Source organism: Mycobacterium sp. NGS50 (genome assembly GCF_059812545.1).
Genome location: NZ_JCALCW010000002.1, coordinates 154823 through 172211, shown reverse-complemented (window position 1 = coordinate 172211; position 17389 = coordinate 154823). Strand labels below are relative to the sequence as shown.

General features: G+C 62.9%; 12 protein-coding genes. 10 read left to right on the top strand and 2 right to left on the bottom strand.

Going from position 1 to position 17389, the window contains the following annotated elements:
* Nucleotides 1–4: 4 nt before the first annotated feature.
* The 4 genes from AC5Y36_RS02750 to AC5Y36_RS02735 all read left to right on the top strand — a co-directional run bounded on the left by AC5Y36_RS02750 (nt 5) and on the right by AC5Y36_RS02735 (nt 4924).
* Nucleotides 5–2428, top strand: a complete 2424-nt coding sequence (locus tag AC5Y36_RS02750; RefSeq protein WP_500039318.1) for a hypothetical protein — start codon at nt 5–7, stop codon at nt 2426–2428.
* Nucleotides 2429–2447: 19 nt separating this feature from the next.
* Nucleotides 2448–3425, top strand: coding sequence for a transglycosylase SLT domain-containing protein (locus AC5Y36_RS02745; RefSeq protein ID WP_500039317.1), 978 nt, complete (start codon nt 2448–2450; stop codon nt 3423–3425).
* A 78-nt stretch (nt 3426–3503) separates the two neighbouring features.
* Nucleotides 3504–4352: a hypothetical protein gene (locus tag AC5Y36_RS02740; RefSeq protein WP_500039316.1), complete on the top strand. Its 849-nt coding sequence runs from the start codon at nt 3504–3506 to the stop codon at nt 4350–4352.
* Between the two features lie 155 nt (nt 4353–4507).
* Entirely contained in the window at nt 4508–4924 is a 417-nt protein-coding gene (locus AC5Y36_RS02735; RefSeq protein ID WP_500039315.1) for a hypothetical protein, read from the top strand.
* Nucleotides 4925–4982: 58 nt separating this feature from the next.
* Here the strand turns inward: AC5Y36_RS02735 and AC5Y36_RS02730 are convergent, their stop codons facing one another.
* Nucleotides 4983–5906 (bottom strand): hypothetical protein, encoded by a 924-nt coding sequence (locus AC5Y36_RS02730; RefSeq protein WP_500039314.1) that lies wholly within the window; start codon nt 5904–5906, stop codon nt 4983–4985.
* Between the two features lie 123 nt (nt 5907–6029).
* Between AC5Y36_RS02730 and AC5Y36_RS02725 the strand changes: the two genes are divergently transcribed.
* From AC5Y36_RS02725 to AC5Y36_RS02710, 4 genes are all read left to right on the top strand, one after another.
* The gene (locus tag AC5Y36_RS02725) at nt 6030–7208 is read left to right on the top strand and encodes a hypothetical protein (RefSeq protein WP_500039313.1); all 1179 of its coding nucleotides are present in this window, start codon (nt 6030–6032) and stop codon (nt 7206–7208) included.
* Between the two features lie 66 nt (nt 7209–7274).
* Nucleotides 7275–9131 (top strand): AAA family ATPase, encoded by a 1857-nt coding sequence (locus tag AC5Y36_RS02720; RefSeq protein ID WP_500039312.1) that lies wholly within the window; start codon nt 7275–7277, stop codon nt 9129–9131.
* A gap of 3 nt (nt 9132–9134) precedes the next feature.
* The gene (eccB, locus tag AC5Y36_RS02715; RefSeq protein WP_500039311.1) at nt 9135–10673 is read left to right on the top strand and encodes a type VII secretion protein EccB; all 1539 of its coding nucleotides are present in this window, start codon (nt 9135–9137) and stop codon (nt 10671–10673) included.
* 57 nt (nt 10674–10730) lie between these two features.
* The gene (locus AC5Y36_RS02710; RefSeq protein ID WP_500039310.1) at nt 10731–14900 is read left to right on the top strand and encodes an FtsK/SpoIIIE domain-containing protein; all 4170 of its coding nucleotides are present in this window, start codon (nt 10731–10733) and stop codon (nt 14898–14900) included.
* 45 nt (nt 14901–14945) lie between these two features.
* Here AC5Y36_RS02710 and AC5Y36_RS02705 read toward each other — a convergent pair whose 3' ends face one another.
* Nucleotides 14946–15677 (bottom strand): hypothetical protein, encoded by a 732-nt coding sequence (locus tag AC5Y36_RS02705; RefSeq protein WP_500039309.1) that lies wholly within the window; start codon nt 15675–15677, stop codon nt 14946–14948.
* A gap of 927 nt (nt 15678–16604) precedes the next feature.
* Here AC5Y36_RS02705 and AC5Y36_RS02700 point away from each other — a divergent pair.
* Nucleotides 16605–17021: a hypothetical protein gene (locus AC5Y36_RS02700; protein WP_500039308.1), complete on the top strand. Its 417-nt coding sequence runs from the start codon at nt 16605–16607 to the stop codon at nt 17019–17021.
* A 24-nt stretch (nt 17022–17045) separates the two neighbouring features.
* Nucleotides 17046–17363 carry a hypothetical protein gene (locus tag AC5Y36_RS02695; protein WP_500039307.1) on the top strand — a complete coding sequence of 106 codons (318 nt, stop codon included), beginning with the start codon at nt 17046–17048 and terminating at the stop codon, nt 17361–17363.
* Nucleotides 17364–17389 lie beyond the last annotated feature (26 nt).

Sequence of the window (17389 nt, the reverse complement as noted above, 5' to 3'; positions counted from 1 at the left end):
CGCAATGACTACATCGACACCGTATCCAGGAAACGGCGGATCGCTGACGCCGCCGCATCTCGCGGAAATCCCCGGTATGGTCGGCGGCGGCCATTCGACGATCTTTCACGACGTGATTCGGGCGGGGCTCGATCCAGGTGCTGCGTTCGGTGGGGCGTTTTCGTTGCAGCGGGTCGTCGGCGCCGACAGGGTCAATGAGGCCCTGCAGCGCTACGCCGGCAATGGTCCGAGTGCTGGCGGCGGCGTGCCCGATACGGTGCACAGTGCCACGCCCACGCCCAGTGCTCCAGCTGCGTCTCCGACCGCTCCGGCCTCCGGCGGGGCGCCTACTGGCGCACCTCAGGCCGGCGCACCTCAGACCGCCCCGCAGACGAGCTTGGATGGTTCTGTCGGTAGCCCGATGGATAACCCCACGGTGTCGATGCAAAATCCTCCGGCTTCGCCGAATCCCGCCGGTGAGGCGCACGCGAACGCGCCAGCGGCCAGGCCGGATCCTGCGGCCCGGGTTGCGTTGGCCGACCCTCCGCCTTCGGCGGCCGGAAAGGCGGCGGTCAAGGACGCCGAACACACAATGTCACGGATTTTCGCCGAAAAGGGTGCGGCTGCGGCCGTGCGTGAGGGCGGTGTGCTGGCCGCGAAACGCGGCGCTGCGTTGGGCGGGAAAGCGCTGGCGATGACGTTGCTGCGTGCCGGTACGGTGACGCTTCCTGTTCTGGGGTCGGGTATCTCCGTCGCGATGTGGTTGATCGACACTGACGGTCGGAAGGCCTTCAACAACCTGATCGCCTCAACAATTGGTGGCGGCAGCGCTGCCCCGGAGCTCAACGCTCCGCCGGCACCGCCGCGAACCCATTTCCTTCCGTTGACGAACGACGGCAATCGCGACGTCACCATCGAGCAGATGGACCACGGAATGTGCCGTACCAACACGGCCGCGTTCGGCCTGAATCCCGATGATGTGTGGCCAACCGACTCGCCGACCGTTTCCACGCTCAGCGACTTCGGTTCGGTCGCTGACAAGGTCAACGCGTTGAACGCTCAGCTCACCCAGGTCGTTGAGGCCGTGACCAACGTGTACCAATCTGCCGCCAGTGAGCCATACGTCGCTCAGGCATGGACCAACACTAAATCTGGTGTGGAGGCTCTCGCCGACTTCCAGTCAACGGTTCTGCCTGCGATCGGTGCACAGTTGATGGCCGGCGCCACGGCCGCCAACAACGCATATCAGGCGTTTCGCGGTATCAACCTGAAGAACCGGCAGGAGATCAGCAACTCCACCAGCGGCTTGATCCCCTTCTGGACGAACCACGTCAACGCCGGCAATATGTCGGACTCGACTGCAGAACTCAAGACGGCAACCGACGACATGGAACGCATCGCCCAAAAACTGGCGGCCGCGGCCGACCCGTTCGTGATCAAACCCAACTTGGCAACCGCACCCACCTCGCAGCGTCAACACAGTGGCGACGACGTCAGCCATGTCACCCCGCAGACCCCGCCGGCCAGCCAGACGCCGGCGGCCTCGTCGCTGCCGGGTACCACGGCACCGGCCGGGGGCAAACCTGCCGATCCCGCCAAGGACCTCGCGTCGCTACTGCGTAACGCCGCCCCTGGAATGGGGTCGGGAATGCCCGGCCTCGGAGGTATGCCGCAGGTGCCCGGCCTCGGAGGAATGCCGCAGGTGCCCGGTGCGGGCGCCGGCGCTAAGCCCATGAACTTCGATCCCAAGCCGATCGATAAGGATGAGCTGAAAAAGGCGCTGGACGACAAGAAGAAACCCGTCGACGACGCGAAGAAAGCCCCGGGCGAGTCCGGACTGGGAACGCCGGTGGGCACGCCAGGCACCGGCGGGAAAACCCCTCCGGCCACCGAACGGGCCGCAGCAACCCCAGAAAACCCGGCCGCGGCAACCAACACCACCGAGGTCGGTGGCCGAAAGTGGACATTCGACAACCCGAAGGCCGCTGCCTTGGTACACAACCTGTCCGGCACTGACGGTATCGGGCACAAGAGCATCCAACAGGCCGCATCAGAAGCTGGCTACAAATTGCCGCCCCCCGGCCAAGACATCGGTACCCCGGTCGCAGGCATCAATGACCTCAAACCCGGTGACGTCATCATGGGTGCCAACAACCGCAACGGGGTCTTCCTCGGCGTAGTTGACGGGCAGGCGATGGCCATCAACGAACAGGGCGAAGTCAAACCACTCGACCAGGTCGCCGTGTTCGACGGCCCCCACCAGGGAATGTTCCACCTGGCCGACGACGGGGCGCCAGCCACCGGCCAAGTGCAGCAGACCGCTGCCCAGATCCCGCCAGCCGCACCACAGGGCCCACCGACGACCGAAGCCACCAACCCCGGCCTGGCACCCGGCCAGCACACCGGACAACCCGGTCTCGATCCCGGCTCCGTGCCACCAGGCAACTAAGCGGTGAAACAGGTCCGCCATGACTGAAGTACCAGACTTCGCAAATATCCGCGTCGACGAGTCAGGCACCCATACCGCCTACACCCAGGCGCAATCGACACTGCGTGATCACCGCGAAAACATCCTTGATCACGACCCAACCGGCATCGAGGACCCGGCCATCTCCCGGGCACTGCACGGCCACAACGAGACGACCCGCAGCCATATCGACGCTGCCGACGAAGATCTAGACAAGGGCAAACGGGCGGTCAACGCCCTCGGCGAAAGCGACCGCAACAGCGCCGCACGCACCCGAGGCATCGGCCCCGGCGGCATTGCGGCGCTACGCGACGCGCTAAGTCAACCCCAAGGAGCAGCCAACCCCTTCGCTCAGGCACCCGCACCCGCCCCAATGATGCCGGCGCCGGCAATGCCCGCCCCCCAAATGCCGATGCCCACCTCGACGCCGATGGTCAACCTCGCACCTGCAGCGCTCGCACGCTTGATCGCAGGCGCAAATCAACACTCATCCGGCGCCCCGGGCGCACAGGGTGGCGGCAAAGCCCCGCTCCCTCCATCCGGCACCGCACTTCAACCCACCGGCGCGGGAACACTGAGCAAAAGCCAACTCCTGGCAGTGATCGACAAGTCGCTGGACAACAACGGCATCAGCACCAATCCGGAAGTCCGCGCCATATGGCGCGAGATCCAGTACAACCAGATCATGCACGAGAGCAGCGGTCGCGCCGATGCCGTCAACAGGATCGACGACAACGCCGTAGGCGCCATTCAAAGTGACGGAGCGCCAGCACAATCCAGCCGTGGCCTAGCCCAAGTGATCCCCGAAACGTTCGCGCGCTACCACGTCGCCGGCACGTCGAACAACATCTACGATCCCGTCGCGAACGTCTCGGCATCCATCTCCTACATGATGGCCAAATACCACGTGTCAGCGGACGGAAACGGACTCCACGCCCTTCACTCCGAACGCATGGCCGCCGGCTACGGCGGCTACTGAACCACCTGATACCAAGAAGAAGCCCTTCATCTTGGTGTCGCTGCCACAGCCGCGCCAGGCAACCGTAAACTCCGCTTTATGAAAAGCCCCAAGGTGACCGACAGCAGCGGCTGGCGCGCGCCCCGCCCATCCCTGTGGCACCGCTTGATGTACCCGGCTCTGGGCATCCTTGCCCTTATCGCCACGGCCGCGGCCACGCTCGTGCTGACCCGCCATCCTGCACCGCCACCACCCGCCGCGCCTCCGCCTACGCCGACGGCTCACGCGTTGAGTGCACTGGAGGTCGTAGGAATCAACACACTGCTCGAAGCGCAACGCACCGGCGCCCACAAAGCGTCAGGCACCATCACGGTCAACGGGCACACCTTCGGGATACAACTGTCCTACACCGACGACCTAGCGGCCGGGACGGGCGCTGTGACCGCCGGCGGAACTCGCGGCGATGCGCTGCTGGACTCGGGTGTGACCTACCTGCGCGGCGACGTCCGATTCTGGACAGCTCTCGGGGTCACCGGGCCGGTACCGCCCGAGCCGGGCTGGGTCAACATCGGCTCGAGCTTCCTGGACGGCAAACTGTTCTACCCGCCCGTGAAGTGGACAACCGCGCTGGCCCCCACCGCTGAGGCGCGCCTGGATGGAGACAACTACACCGTGGGGAAAGCCTCGGCCAAGATCGGCCCTTCCGGCATCACCCATTACTCCGTCGCAGACGTCAAGGTGAACGTCACAGCGATCCCTGTGAATGCGGTTACCGATATCGCCGCACCCCTAAACGCAGAGCGAGGTCCTGTGCTCGATCTGGCCCGCACCACAGTCGCGGGCCGCTGGGCACTGCCAGGCCCGCCTGCCGAGCCAGAACACCAAGCTTCGCCGACGTCGACGGCATCGGCGCCCACAAGCTCCGCAGCGTCCGCCCCGGCTCCCTAAGCAGCGCGGTTGCCGCGGGTCATCGACCTGACGGGGCTACGCGCCATCTGACCGAGAGGGTCTTGGCGCTGCGGCGCTGGATAGTTCCGTTCCGAAAACAGCAGGTCAGGGCTGATAAACTGAGCGCCTCGCGGGTAGCAAGAAAGGGGGACAGCGTGACCGCCACCGCAGATCGTCCCGCTGCGCTGTTCTCCTATGCTGAGTTCGCGGAGATGATCTCGGCTGGTGAGGACTGGCACTTCGCTGCACGGCTTCTCCGGAACCTGGTGCTTGGCAGCCAGCGGGCCGACGGCACCGACGCGCAGGACTTCATCCACCGCGACCCCGGTCTGACCGGCATCCGCGGCTGGGACTCCATCATTGGTGGCGTCGCCTCCATGACCGGCCGCGGCCGTGTGTCGGACCCCAAGCTTCTGCGGTGGTGCTTCGAACCGGAACGGTACTGCACCGACGAGATATTCAGTCCCTTCACCGTGCCGACGAAATATTTCTGGATCGACTATCTGCGTACCCCAATCGAGCTGCGAGTCCGCAACGTCAGTTTCCCGTCCGGAAATTTGGAAGGTGTTTGATCGTGGGTAGCAGGTCATTGACCGCAGAGGAGATGGCCTGACTCGACGAGATTGAGCGCTATTTGTAGCTCACCGAGCCGAAGTGGATGGGCTCGTCGAAGCCGTCGACGAGCCATTGGTTGTTGTTGCTGAGGATCATCTTCAGGGGAGCATCGATCATATTGAAGGTGTCCTCGCTCGCTGAGGCCTTCGCCGTGACGAGCACGTGGACAGTGGTGCCAGGCTTCGCCGTGGCAGTGTCGGGACTGTCTTTGGCGGCGTTGATGGCTTTCACCTCGATAGTCGCATAGGGCGACGCTGCGATCGCCGTGTCGGTGAAGTTTGAGGACACGAAGCTGCCGAGCCCCCCGGGCTGTGGCTTGCCCGGAAGGGATGGCGGGGGAGCGTAGTAGGCGGTCATGAACTCGCCGACCTTTTTCCCCAGCGGGCTGTTGGTCCCGATTCCGTTGGTGTAGTAGGACTTGACCTCGACTGCACGGGAAGTGTCGTTGACAGGCCGCGGCCACAGCAGTGCCTTGAATGCCCCACCGGCTTGCAGCATCGTGACGCGGTAATACGAACGCACGGACTCTCCCGAATCTGGCCTGATCACTGTGGCCGCCATGGTCAATGCCCACTCGGTCTCCTTACCCGCTGCAGTGCGCAGAACCGGCGGCACGGGGTCGATGTTCAACACCGTATAGGGGTCGCGATTCATTGTGGGTTGCCCAGGCTTGGTAGTCATCGACGCGAGTTTGGCGGCCTCAGAGGTGCCACCTCCGATCGCCACGAGCAGGAAGTTCCGAGCAAAGAACTCCGCACGGATGTAGTCGTTGATGGCGTTATCCACGTCGACCGGGCGGGGCAACGCGCGAAACTTCACCGCGACCACACCACCGCCGACGACCACCAGGGCAAGCGCCAACCAAGCCGCGATCGCGGTAGCGAAAAAAGCTCGCCGTGTCGCGGTGGCGGTGAACTCAATTCGAGGTAAGAGCGGCATGATGAAAGTGTCTTTCCATGAGGTGAGCAACTCGCCGTTATCATAAAGTCAAGTTGATACATCGGACCGGAGGCACGTGCGGAAGTGACGCAAAAGGGGGGCTTCGCGCTCGACCCAGAGGACATGAGCGCAGCAGATAAGCGGCGCATCCATGCCCAGGTCGATGACTTGCTGTCCAATCCGGCGCTCAGCGACGACGCAAGCCTCGAAGCTATCGACGCCCTCGTCAATGAGGTCCTGCCGTCGCCCGAACCTCCGGCGCCTCCGATGGACCTCCCAGCACCGCCCCCCTTGGAGGACTGGGCATTAGACCATCGGCCAGCGCGACAACCCGGCGCTGACGGCGGCGGTGGAAGAGCTGAGTCCGGATTCCCGTCACCGCCGCCTGTCAATGCCCCTGATGAACCCGACGAAGCCAGCGAAGCGGCGACCCCGGATTGGGAGGACCGATTCGCGCTGTGGCACCCTCCGCAACCCGAGCCCATCAATGTGCCTGACGACGTCGCAGACATCACACCAGTCGCCGACCCTGCGCCGCCGCAGGCGCCAGACATGGCAGCGACTGAAGGACTCACCACGTCACCTGCCCCGCAGTCCCCGTTTTCCAGCACGCCGTCGCGATCCCTAGCCGGCGTGTGGGCGGCAATGCCGGCGTGGCTGAGGATCGCGGCCCCCACGTTCCTGATTCTGCTGGTCATCATCGTCGTCGTCATCGCGCTGACTGGTCGACGCGATGCAGGTACCACCCTTGACGCACCACCGCCCGAAGCGGTCCCACCGGAAACATCAGCCCCACTGGTTGACGACATCCTCCATCCCCAGCTGGTAAAGGGGTACTGCGCGGCACCCAATTCCGACGCCTCACTGGCATTCGGTACCGACGATTCCCAGGCATGGGAATGCACCCGCCTGTTCAACGTCGACCACGCAGTGCTTGAAGCTGGCTTCAACCAGCCAGTGGTCGTATCGAAGATTTGTGTGATGCCGGGATTCAAGTTCATCGAACCCAACGGCCGTGATCACTGGAATGAGCATCGTCTGGTGACCCGCATCCTGTGGCGCATCGGCGGCACCCAAATCACACAGAACATCATCCCCACCCGAGAACCGGCGTGCATGACGGTTGCCAACATCGCCGCCCAAACTATCTCGGGCACGATTCAGGCCACTGAGCGACCGCCTGCAGTTCACGAAGGCGGCCCGCTGCCGGGCGTACTGTCAGGCCCGGACAGTCAGAAAGTGGACGAAACGTTCGCGCTCGGCCATATCAGCATCTACGGACACCCGGCAGGGGGAAAGTAGGCACATGCTGACACCCAGGCTGGCGCAACTATGCCACCGCACCCACAACACGGGGAGCCGCACTCAATGAACCCAGAGCTGATCCGCTACTTCGGCAACGGCCTTAATGCCTGGCTGCTGCACCACAGCACCGCGTCCGCCCGCGAAAACTTCCTGTGGTGCACCGAGCAGATCGACGGCACACAATGCGATCTGTACCGGGCACTGGCGGCCCTCGACGACACACCTGCCCCGCCGGCGCTCATCGAGCAGATCTATAAGACCCTGCCCACGTGGGGTCGGCTACTGACCGCGACAGGCCAATCTCTGCAACAGAACCTCACCGAGGACGGAATAATAACCACCGTCACCGCGATCAAAGACCTGGGAATCACGTTCCCGCTGCGCACCCGCACCATCGCCCACCTCGGCTACGCCGCTGTGCTGATCGAAAATGGCCGCTACGACGACGCATTGCAGAGTATCTCCACAGCACCGTCAGCCATCCCGATCACACAGCTGGTTAAGACCAACATCTACTTCAAATCCCAACGCTGGCAAGACGTTATCGATCAAGCCGAAGAAATACGCGCACCGCTGCGCTACGACACCTACGAAAGGCAGACGCCCCCGGGAGATACCGACGCCTTGATCCAGGCGGCTGCCTACCTGATGAGCGGCGCCGGCTACGCCCACCTGGGCAACTTTGTCGCCGCAAAGGACTGCCTCAAAAGGGCTGACACCCACCAATACATCAACATCGGTGCTGAGGCCTGCTACTACCTCGGCCTGATCAGCCGCGCCGAGGGCGACGAGGACGCCGCCAAGATCTTGTTCAACAGCGGCCTGGCCTACGCCAAAACCGAGAAGCTGGTCTCCGCCCTGGCCGACCAGACCATCAGGCTGCGACAAACCACCGCTGAACTCATCAAGCAGCGCACTTCCTACTGGGATATCAACACCGAACCAGACCTCATCGAGATCCAGGCCACCGAACGCGCGGAAAATCAGAGCAGCCTGCTCGCCGCAGCCGGCGAAGAATTGGCCGGCCAGATCGGCATGACCGAAGTCAAAGAACAGGTCCGCCGCCTCAAATCCGATGTCGCCTACGCCCAGGAAGCAGCTCGCCGCGGCCGCGAAACCCGCGCCAAGTCGCTGCACATCGCATTCACCGGCCCGCCTGGTACAGGAAAGACCACGATTGCCCGCGTCATCGCCAGGATCTTCTGCGGCCTAGGCATACTGAAGAAAGATGTCATTGCCGAAGTCCGTCGCGACCACCTTGTCGGTGCACACATCGGTGAAACCGAACTCAAAACCAACGCGGTAATCGACAGTGCCCTCGACGGCGTCCTGTTCATCGATGAGGCCTACTCGCTGGTGGCCCCGGGCAGCAAGAACGACTTCGGCAAAGTAGCCCTCGACACCCTACTTGCCCGGATGGAGAACGAACGTGACCGCCTCGTGGTGATCATCGCCGGCTACGAAAACGAGATCAGCGAAATGCTATCGACGAACGAAGGCCTCAATTCGCGGTTCTCGCGCCGAATCCGCTTCCACTCCTACACCCCAGACGAAATAGGCGAGATCGCCGAAGTCATCGCCACCAAGGGTGGCGCTATCCTGCCGCCGGACTCACGTCAGCTGATCGCAACCGAAACCAGGAATCTACTCATGGTTTCGGATCAATCAGGTAAAAAGCTTCTCGATATAGCCGGGAATGGACGCTTCGTCCGCAACGTCGTCGAAATCGCCGAAGAATACCGCAGCGCACGCCTCGACGGGGCCAACCTCCAAGCGATGTCCGACGAAGAGTTCTTCTCACTCACTCCCGACGACATCGCCCCGGCCCTACGCACGGTCATCGACCCCATCCTCGGCCGCAGACCACCCACCGAACCCGCAGCATCACCGCAGAACTCACATCACGCAGGGGAGAACTGATCCATGGGACGGTCGCAGACCACCAAAGCCCAACTGTCGGGGTATCGGCTGCTGGTACGCCGCATCGAACAAGGAATGACGCGCCGCGACCCACGGCTGCTCACCAACCCGTTCTCAGCGCAGACCGTAGCGTTCATCGTCGGCGGATTCTTGGCATGCTTCGTCGTCGCCGCCGGCCTCTTCATGTCCTTCTTCTCCCCACGGGCAGACCAAAACGGCGCCAGCATGATCATCACCAAATCCGGTGGCATGTACGTGATGTACGACAACACACTGCACCCGGTGACCAACCTCGCCTCAGCGCGACTCATCGTCAACAAAGCCGACACACCCAAAGTCGTCAAAGATGAGGCGCTCGCCGATCAGCCCCGCGGCCAGCTGATGGGTGTCCCGTCGGGCCCGAACAATCTGTCGCAACGCACTGACGACGCGGCCCAGTGGACCGCATGTGACAAACACACCGACGCCGGCGACCTGTCGCTGACCAAAACCGACGTACTGAGCACCACCTTGTTCGCAGGCACCGATTCATTGACCGACGCCGTTGCCCCACTGCGGCCTAACGACGCGGTTCTGGTGAAACTAGCCGCCGCACCAGACCAGCAATGGATGGTCTACAAAGGAGAACGCACACTCATCGGGCCCCAGGATATGGCCACCCGCGCCGCGCTTGGACTCACCCCCGCGGTCTCGACCAGCGCGATCCCCATCTCTGAGGGCCTGTTCAACGCCATCCCCGCCGCTCCCGCGCTGACCGCCCCCTACATCGCCGACCGCGGCCAGGTCAACCCGGCGCTACCCGACGTCCGTAACGGCGACATCATCGTCACCAGCGGAGCCGACGGATCCCGCCAGTATCGGGTCGCACTAGCCGGAGGCGTCCAGCAGGTCAGCGAATTCATCGCCCAACTACTGCTGAACACCGGCAGCGCCGAGATCACCACCCTCGATCTCACCGACCTGTCCCACGCCCCGTTAACCAGCGACATCAACACCAGCCACTACCCGGACCGGGCGCCAACATTTCAGCAGCCACACGTGCTGTGCTGGACATGGCACAAGGGCGCCCACGATCTACGCGCCGCCACCGCAGTGCTGTCGGGAGAGGCGCTGCCGATCTCCCAAGACAACCTGCAAAACCGTGTGCCGCTGTTGAAATCGAACGATCCAGCAGCAACCGCCAACGCCTCATACACCAAGCCAGGACGCGGATGGTTCGTCAGAGTCACCGGATCTGCGCCAGAATCACACGCCGACGAGCAACTGCTCTACATCGACGACACGGGAATCCGCTACTTCATCGGCCCCGACGATCAGGGCAAATACGATTCCACGGTCGCAGCACTGGGCCTAGGTGTCCGCGCCCCGCTACCCATCCCGTGGTCGATCGCCAAGCTATACGCACCCGGATCCACGCTGTCACGCGAGGCAGCACTGACCATCCACGGGCTACTTCCCGACGATCTTCATCAAAGAGCCGTCCCACCGCGCGGTGCAGCACCCGCCGCCGCGGCGGACGAAGACGACGACGAAAACCCATAGCCACCAATAACAATCTGACCGCCACACATTTTTCGACCCAGGGGGAGTTTCGCACCAATGGCCACCGAACCGTTCGTCTCACCGCCACGCACCAACCCTGAACTCAACGACCAGCGCATCATCGTCGACGACCCCGAGCCCCTCGAGGATCAGCAATCAGGCCCCTTGATGACCCGCTTGATTCCGCTGTTCATCGTCCTGATGATGGTCGGATACTTCGCCATGATCTTCGTGACCATGGGATCACGCGGAGCGATGTCGCCGCGCATGATGATGGCACCGATGGGGATGGGCATGATGGCCCTGATGTATCTCGGCGTCGGCGGCCACGGCGGCGGTCAGATGACCGAGCTCAACGGCAAACGCAAGGACTACTTCCTTGGCCTACGCGAAAAGCGCCGACTCGCCCACGAGAACTGCGCACAGGTTCACCAACTCCAAGCCAAGTGCTACCCACATCCAGCCACACTGCTGTCACGGTGCGGAACACCGACGATGTGGACCGTGCGCCCCACCGATGCCGGCCCCGCCGGCGCCGACACCACCGAGGCGCCCCAGGCCATCAAACCCTGGCTCACAGCCCGCGTTGGAGTCGGCCTCGCACGCACCTGGCCCGCCCTAAAGGCCAATGAGGACAAGCAACTGGTCGACGAAAAGCAAGAGCCGGTCACCGCACTGGCACGCCGCAGGTTTTTGCGCACCCAAAAATTCGTCAGCAACTGCCCGCAGGGACTGAGTCTGTGCGAGCTGCCTGCCTACGGATTGCGCGGGGACCCCAAAGCGATCCTGGCGCTAGCACGGGCCATGATTGTCTCGCTCGCATTCAACCACTCGCCACGTGATCTCGCGATCGGCCTCGTCTGTGACGATCCTTCCCGCGCGGAATGGGATTGGCTCAAATGGCTGCCCCACACCCAAGATCGCCATCGCCGCGACAAGTCGGGAACGGCCCGCCTCGTATGGCGGTCCTTGGCAGAATTCAGCGCCGAAAGCGGTGCGCCGGCCGCTGCCGGTGACCCCCATCCCCGCCATACGGTCGTTTTCATCGACACTCCGGACGCCGATGCTGCCTTGCCTGGCGATGTCAGCACCTCCGCGACCACATTCGTTGTTCTGCGTTCGATCAGCGAGTCGATGACCGAACTCGCCGGCAGGTTTCTGGTCTCGGCGGATCATCAGTTCTCCAGCACCCGCCAGAAGAACGTGGCTCGGGCCGATGCCGTCACGGTCCAGCAGGCACGACTGATCGCACAGAAGATGAGCCGCTATCGGCCGCCGAACTGGGACAGTGGCGTCACCGAGACAGTCGTCGACGTCGGCCAGAAGGGCTTTTTTGACGCCATCGGCGTCGGTGATATCGACACTTTCGATCCCCGCCCGACCTGGGCGAAGAACGCCCACGACCCCCACTTCAATATCCCCATCGGCTTCGAAGGGGACGGCTACACCCGCACCAACAACATCGTCACACTGGACTTCGCTGAGGCATCGGTGATGGGCACCGGCCCCCACGGAGCCATTCAGGGGATGACCGGCGCGGGGAAAAGCTACTTCCTCAACGGTGTTGTCTTGAGCTTGGCTACGATGTTCGGCCCCGACAAACTCAACTTCATCCTGATGGACTTCAAGGGTGGGGCCACCTTCGACGGGTGCCAGGATCTGCCACACGTTATCGCCAACATCACCAATCTCGAAGAAGAAGCCGAACTCATCGAGCGTGCCGCCGATGTCATCGAGGGCATCATCCGTAAGCGGCAGCAACTGAACCGTCAGTACAAGGTCAAAGACTCCGTCCACTATCGCCGTTTGCGCGCCAAGGATCCCGACAAGTATCCGCCCTACCCTGAAATCTTCATCATCGTCGACGAGTTCCACGAGTTCATGAAAGCCCACAAGGAACAGGGCTACCTGCGGCTGCTGACCAGTGCTGGAGCCGTTGGTCGGGCCCTGGGCATCCACGTCCTGCCCTGCTCTCAGTTCATCGATGCGAGCCTGCTCCAGGACCTGATGAAACACCTCACGTTCGGAATCTCCATGAAAACTCCCGACGGCGGTGCATCTCGGGTCCTGCTCAAAACCACCGATGCCGCCAAGGATCTACCCATGGGTACAGGTGCGGCCCTGTTACGCCGCGATGTCGGCGACCCCTTGACGGCCTTTGTCAGCTTCGACGTCGAAGCCCCCTACATCGCCCCGCGCAGCAGTTCGCGCACCAAGACCAGCGACATGGACCTGTCGACCACCACCCGCCTGCATTCGTTCGCACTGGCTAACAAGTTTGTCGCGGACGGCGAAACCGATACCGCGCAACCGGACGCCGACAAACCCCAGGATTACCCGAGTCAAAAAGATGTCCTGATTAAACGCATCGCCCAGTTCAACGAGGTGAAGGCCCTCGAACTCTGGAAACCATCGCTGCGTGCTCCTATCACCTATGCCGATATCGATATCACGCCGGCCACCTCGCCGCGGCTGGAGTTCCGGCTCGGCGACACTGACGCCCCCAGACTGCACACACGCCTTCCCTACACAATCGCCCCAGAGGGCGGCAAGGCACACATCCAGGTCCTCGGAAAGGGGCACTCAGGCCGCACCACCGCGCTGGAGGCGATCGTCTGCGGAGCAGCCCGCGCGTACCCGCCGCAGTTCTGCTCCTTCTACTGCATCGACTACGCCGGCGGCAAGCTTGGTGAGCTCCAGAACATGCCCAACGTCGGCGCCTACGCCCGCAAATCGGACACCGACCGAGTCGACCGCCTCATCGGTGAGACCTTCCGACTGCTGGCAATTCGCGAACGCGAATTCGGCTCCCGCGCCAACGTGACCTCGCTGGACCAGTACTTCGAATCACGAAAGGACAACCCGCCCGAAGACGACCCGTACGGGCACTTCTTCCTCGTGATCGACGGCTTCCCCAGCTATGTCGATGACCACGACGAAGCGAAGGAAACATTCGTCCGACTGCTCACCGAAGGGGCCCGTTACGGCGTGCACCTGGTGATCACCGCGGAGTCCTACCAACGTGTCCATATGAAGATGCACGAGCACTTCGGCACCACCATCCACCTGGGAGTCGAAGATCCCAGCATGTCTCTCATGCTCAACAGCCGCACCAAATCGCTTGTGCGCGCCATCCCCGACAACCAACCCGGCCGTTGTGTCGACCTCGAACGCGAACTCGCCGCCCGCATCGTGGTTCCACAATACGAACCGATCCAGCCCACCGGCTTTGAGGGCGGCAACCCCACCTTCGATGAGCACGCCGACTACGGCCACGGGATTGCACGGTTCGTCGAGTCGATGCGTCAGCGATACCCCGAAGCTGAGCACGCACCGACCGTAGACCCGGCCCCGCCGGAAATCGACTACTCGGTCGTATGGGACGTCTACAACCGGTACCGCACCACACTCGTCTCCAAGAGCATCGGGCATACACCGGACCGCGGCGAGCTCGACGCGTGGTGGTCCCGTCAGCCGGCAACGGACAAGCACCTGCCGATCGGTGTCAGCATTGAGGATCTGCGCATCGTCACCGTCGTCGACCAGGTGTCTCCACACCTGCTCGCGGTCGGTGATCCAAAATCGGGAAAGACATCGCTGCTACGCGGCCTGATCAACTCGATCGTCAACACATTCACACCCGAGCAAGCACAAATCGTCATCCTGGAAAGCAAATACGACCTCATCACCGAACAGGCAGAGCTGAACAAGCGCGGGTACCTACTGGCCTACGCCGGCGACAAGAACTCGGCTAAAACCGCCTTCGAGGCAATCGCCAACGAGGTCGGCGCACGCATCCCGTCAATGGATCAGAACCTGACCGCCAACGTGATCAAGAACCGTTCGTGGTACAGCGGGCCGGAGGTGTTCGTCCTGATCGACGGCGCCCAAACCTTCGCCAGCGGTGGCTACGAATTGAACGCTCCGATCACTCCGCTCATCGAGCTGATCGAAGCCCGCAACGACCTCGGATTGCATGTCTACGTCACCGGCGCTGCTCAAGGATTCCCCTCGACGAGGATGAGCAACAAGCTGTACAAAGCACTGGCCGGGTCCAATGCGGCCACACTGCTGTTCAGTGGTCCGATCGCCGAAGGCACGCTCTGGCAGGGAACCGGTATCAAGTTCAAGCCACGCCGACCCGGCCAGGCCGCACTCATCGATCCCGAAACCATGGTTCCCGAAATCATTCAAACAGCGCACGCACGCCCCTGGGAAGAGCACTAGGCGCAAGCAATTGCAACCGTTGTCCGGCGCCAGAGAACTAACGGCTCAAACGCCGGCGGCCTCCTCGAACGTGCTGGCCGTACCGGCGCCGGACAACCGTTCGTAGAGCACCTCGGCGAACCCATCCGCGAAGCGCTCAACCACGTCGAGATGGCCGTTGATGTTCTCGATGTGCTCGGCGGTGATGTCGAACGCGAACATCCCCAGATGGTTGCGGATCAACTCGGCGTTGTCCGAATTCAGACTCGCCATCATGTGGTTGACGCCGTGATAGCGAGCATGGTTCACCTCGAATTCAGTAGGCTCACCCACTGCATCCGCTGGCTTGTACGCACCGAGATCGATCACGGTCAGGTGGCCATTCGTGAAGGTGCCATCGACCATTTCACTACGACTTGAGCCGTCGATCACCTTCACCGTCTGCCCGGGAACACGGTGTTTGACGATCAGCGTCAGGTTCTTGTCGCGCTCGCCAGGAACGGATTTGGTATCGAGGTCGACCTCGGCGAGTTTCGCGGTGTCGTCGAATGTGCGGGCCCAGCGCATACGCCCAGAAGTTAGCCGCACGTAGCCCGGTTCGGTGCTGCGATGCACGTACACGTACTGGCTTCGATCGGTGAGCGCCCAAAAACTACCATCCGGAGCTTCCGCGTTAGCCCACACCGTTGAGCCCTCACCGAGGAACCCCCGCCGGTACAGCTCGGCGAAATCGCTGAAGCATTGAGACAGCACGCGCGCTTCTGCGCCGGCCGGGCTGGCGTAGATGTAAGCCTTCATGCCGGGAGCGTAACCCCGCCAAAGTCACGGCAGGGGCATCACAGGGCCGTGTCGGGGGCCTATTAGGGTCATGACGGGGCTCACACATGGTCAGCGATAAGGCGCTGAATCCGCAAATGGGGTCCAGGTGGGGGAGCCGCTAAAGGTATAGCGTTGCTATAAACGGGTGCATCGCAGCATCAGCAAGCGGTGCAACACACACACGAACAGAAACGGAACCAGCGGATTCGTTTCCGTTCTTCTAGGAGCGCTATACACGCACCCACCGATAGCGGGGCGAGCGCGGGGGCCTGCTCGGCACTCCTGGAAGGGCGAGTAGAGGGCGATAAGGACCTGCCCTGGGGGTACTCAGGGGATCGGGTGATGCAGGACGTTGGTTAGGTTCCAGGCCCAGGTCTGAACGCGGCGCCGGCCCCTCGGCGAACCCCGGCGGGAGGTGGCCGGACATTCACCATCGGTTGTCCACCGGGCGTCCAGATTATCGACTCGCGTCGCGGCCGCCGGCCGGCCCCTGGATCCGCGCCCTTTCCGTTTCGCAGCCCAAAGGCTCGGGCAGTTTGCTGACAAAGAGCTGCTGCGAACAGGCGGTGCTCGCCGGAGTCGCCCCACAACTAACCCCTCGGTGCCGTCTCGCGAAGTACGGCGATGAGAGCCTCCGCAAACCGCCGGTTCTCCACACGCGTGCCCTGCGGCGTGACGCGAATCCACGAGAAGCCGCCCGCCTCGGCAGCTCACCGCGACCCGCACGCGGGCGTGCGCGATCGGCGATGGCCCCACCAAGAACGGGGCCTAAAAACGAAACGCCCACGTGAAAACGAAACGCCCACAAGGGGCCCCGTGCACGACTATTTGCCCGCGCCGTAGTTGTGTCACCGGCGTCGACCCCCACGCAAGGCTGCTACCTTCGCACCGAGAGCAGCCAGAAACATGGGGCTGCTCCTGAGAAGAACGGGCCCGCGCGCCACCACCAAACAGGGCGACGCGCAAACAACAGGGGGAAGTCACATGCTTGATGTCGTCGAGCCTTGGGTTACCGCGTTCGCCGCGCACTCTGACACCGTCCGGTTCCTGGCTGACATCACCAGTGACGGAACTTCCAACGGGTCGATCATGTCGATCGTCCGCAAGGTTATCGCCGGCTGCGCGGTGATTCTCGCCGGCGGCTTCGCCGTTCTGGTCCTGAGGACGGGTATGGCGAAAGAAGAAGGAGGCCCAGGCGGCGGCGGCAAGACGAAGAAGCTGACCGACGAGGCGAAGAACTTCGCCTACGCAGAAGGCCTCATCGCGGTCGTCTGGGTGATCGCCGAAATCGCCGCTCAGGTCTTCGGCGGCGCAGGCTCCTAAAGCAGCGGAATTCGACCGACCACAATGCGAGCCTTCCGTGTCTTCAACGACGTCAGCCGTGTCGATGTCGAATGGACAATCCTCGGGCAGCGTTACCAGTTCCCGTCGATGAGTCTGATCGTGGCCACCTTGGCCACCGGCGCCGCCGCGGCGTTCCTCATCAACGCCTGGGTCGCCGCACCGCTCGTGGTCATCTGTGGGGTGCTCGTGGTCTTCGGCAACTGGCGGGTCAATCAGATGAACCCCACCGGAGCACTCGGGGAGGTCACCCAGCTGAGGATCGTCTGGCGCACAGCCCGCCGACCGATCATCACCACCGGAAGGACATTCAAACGTGGGTGACTACATTCCGCGGATCAGCAAGCGCC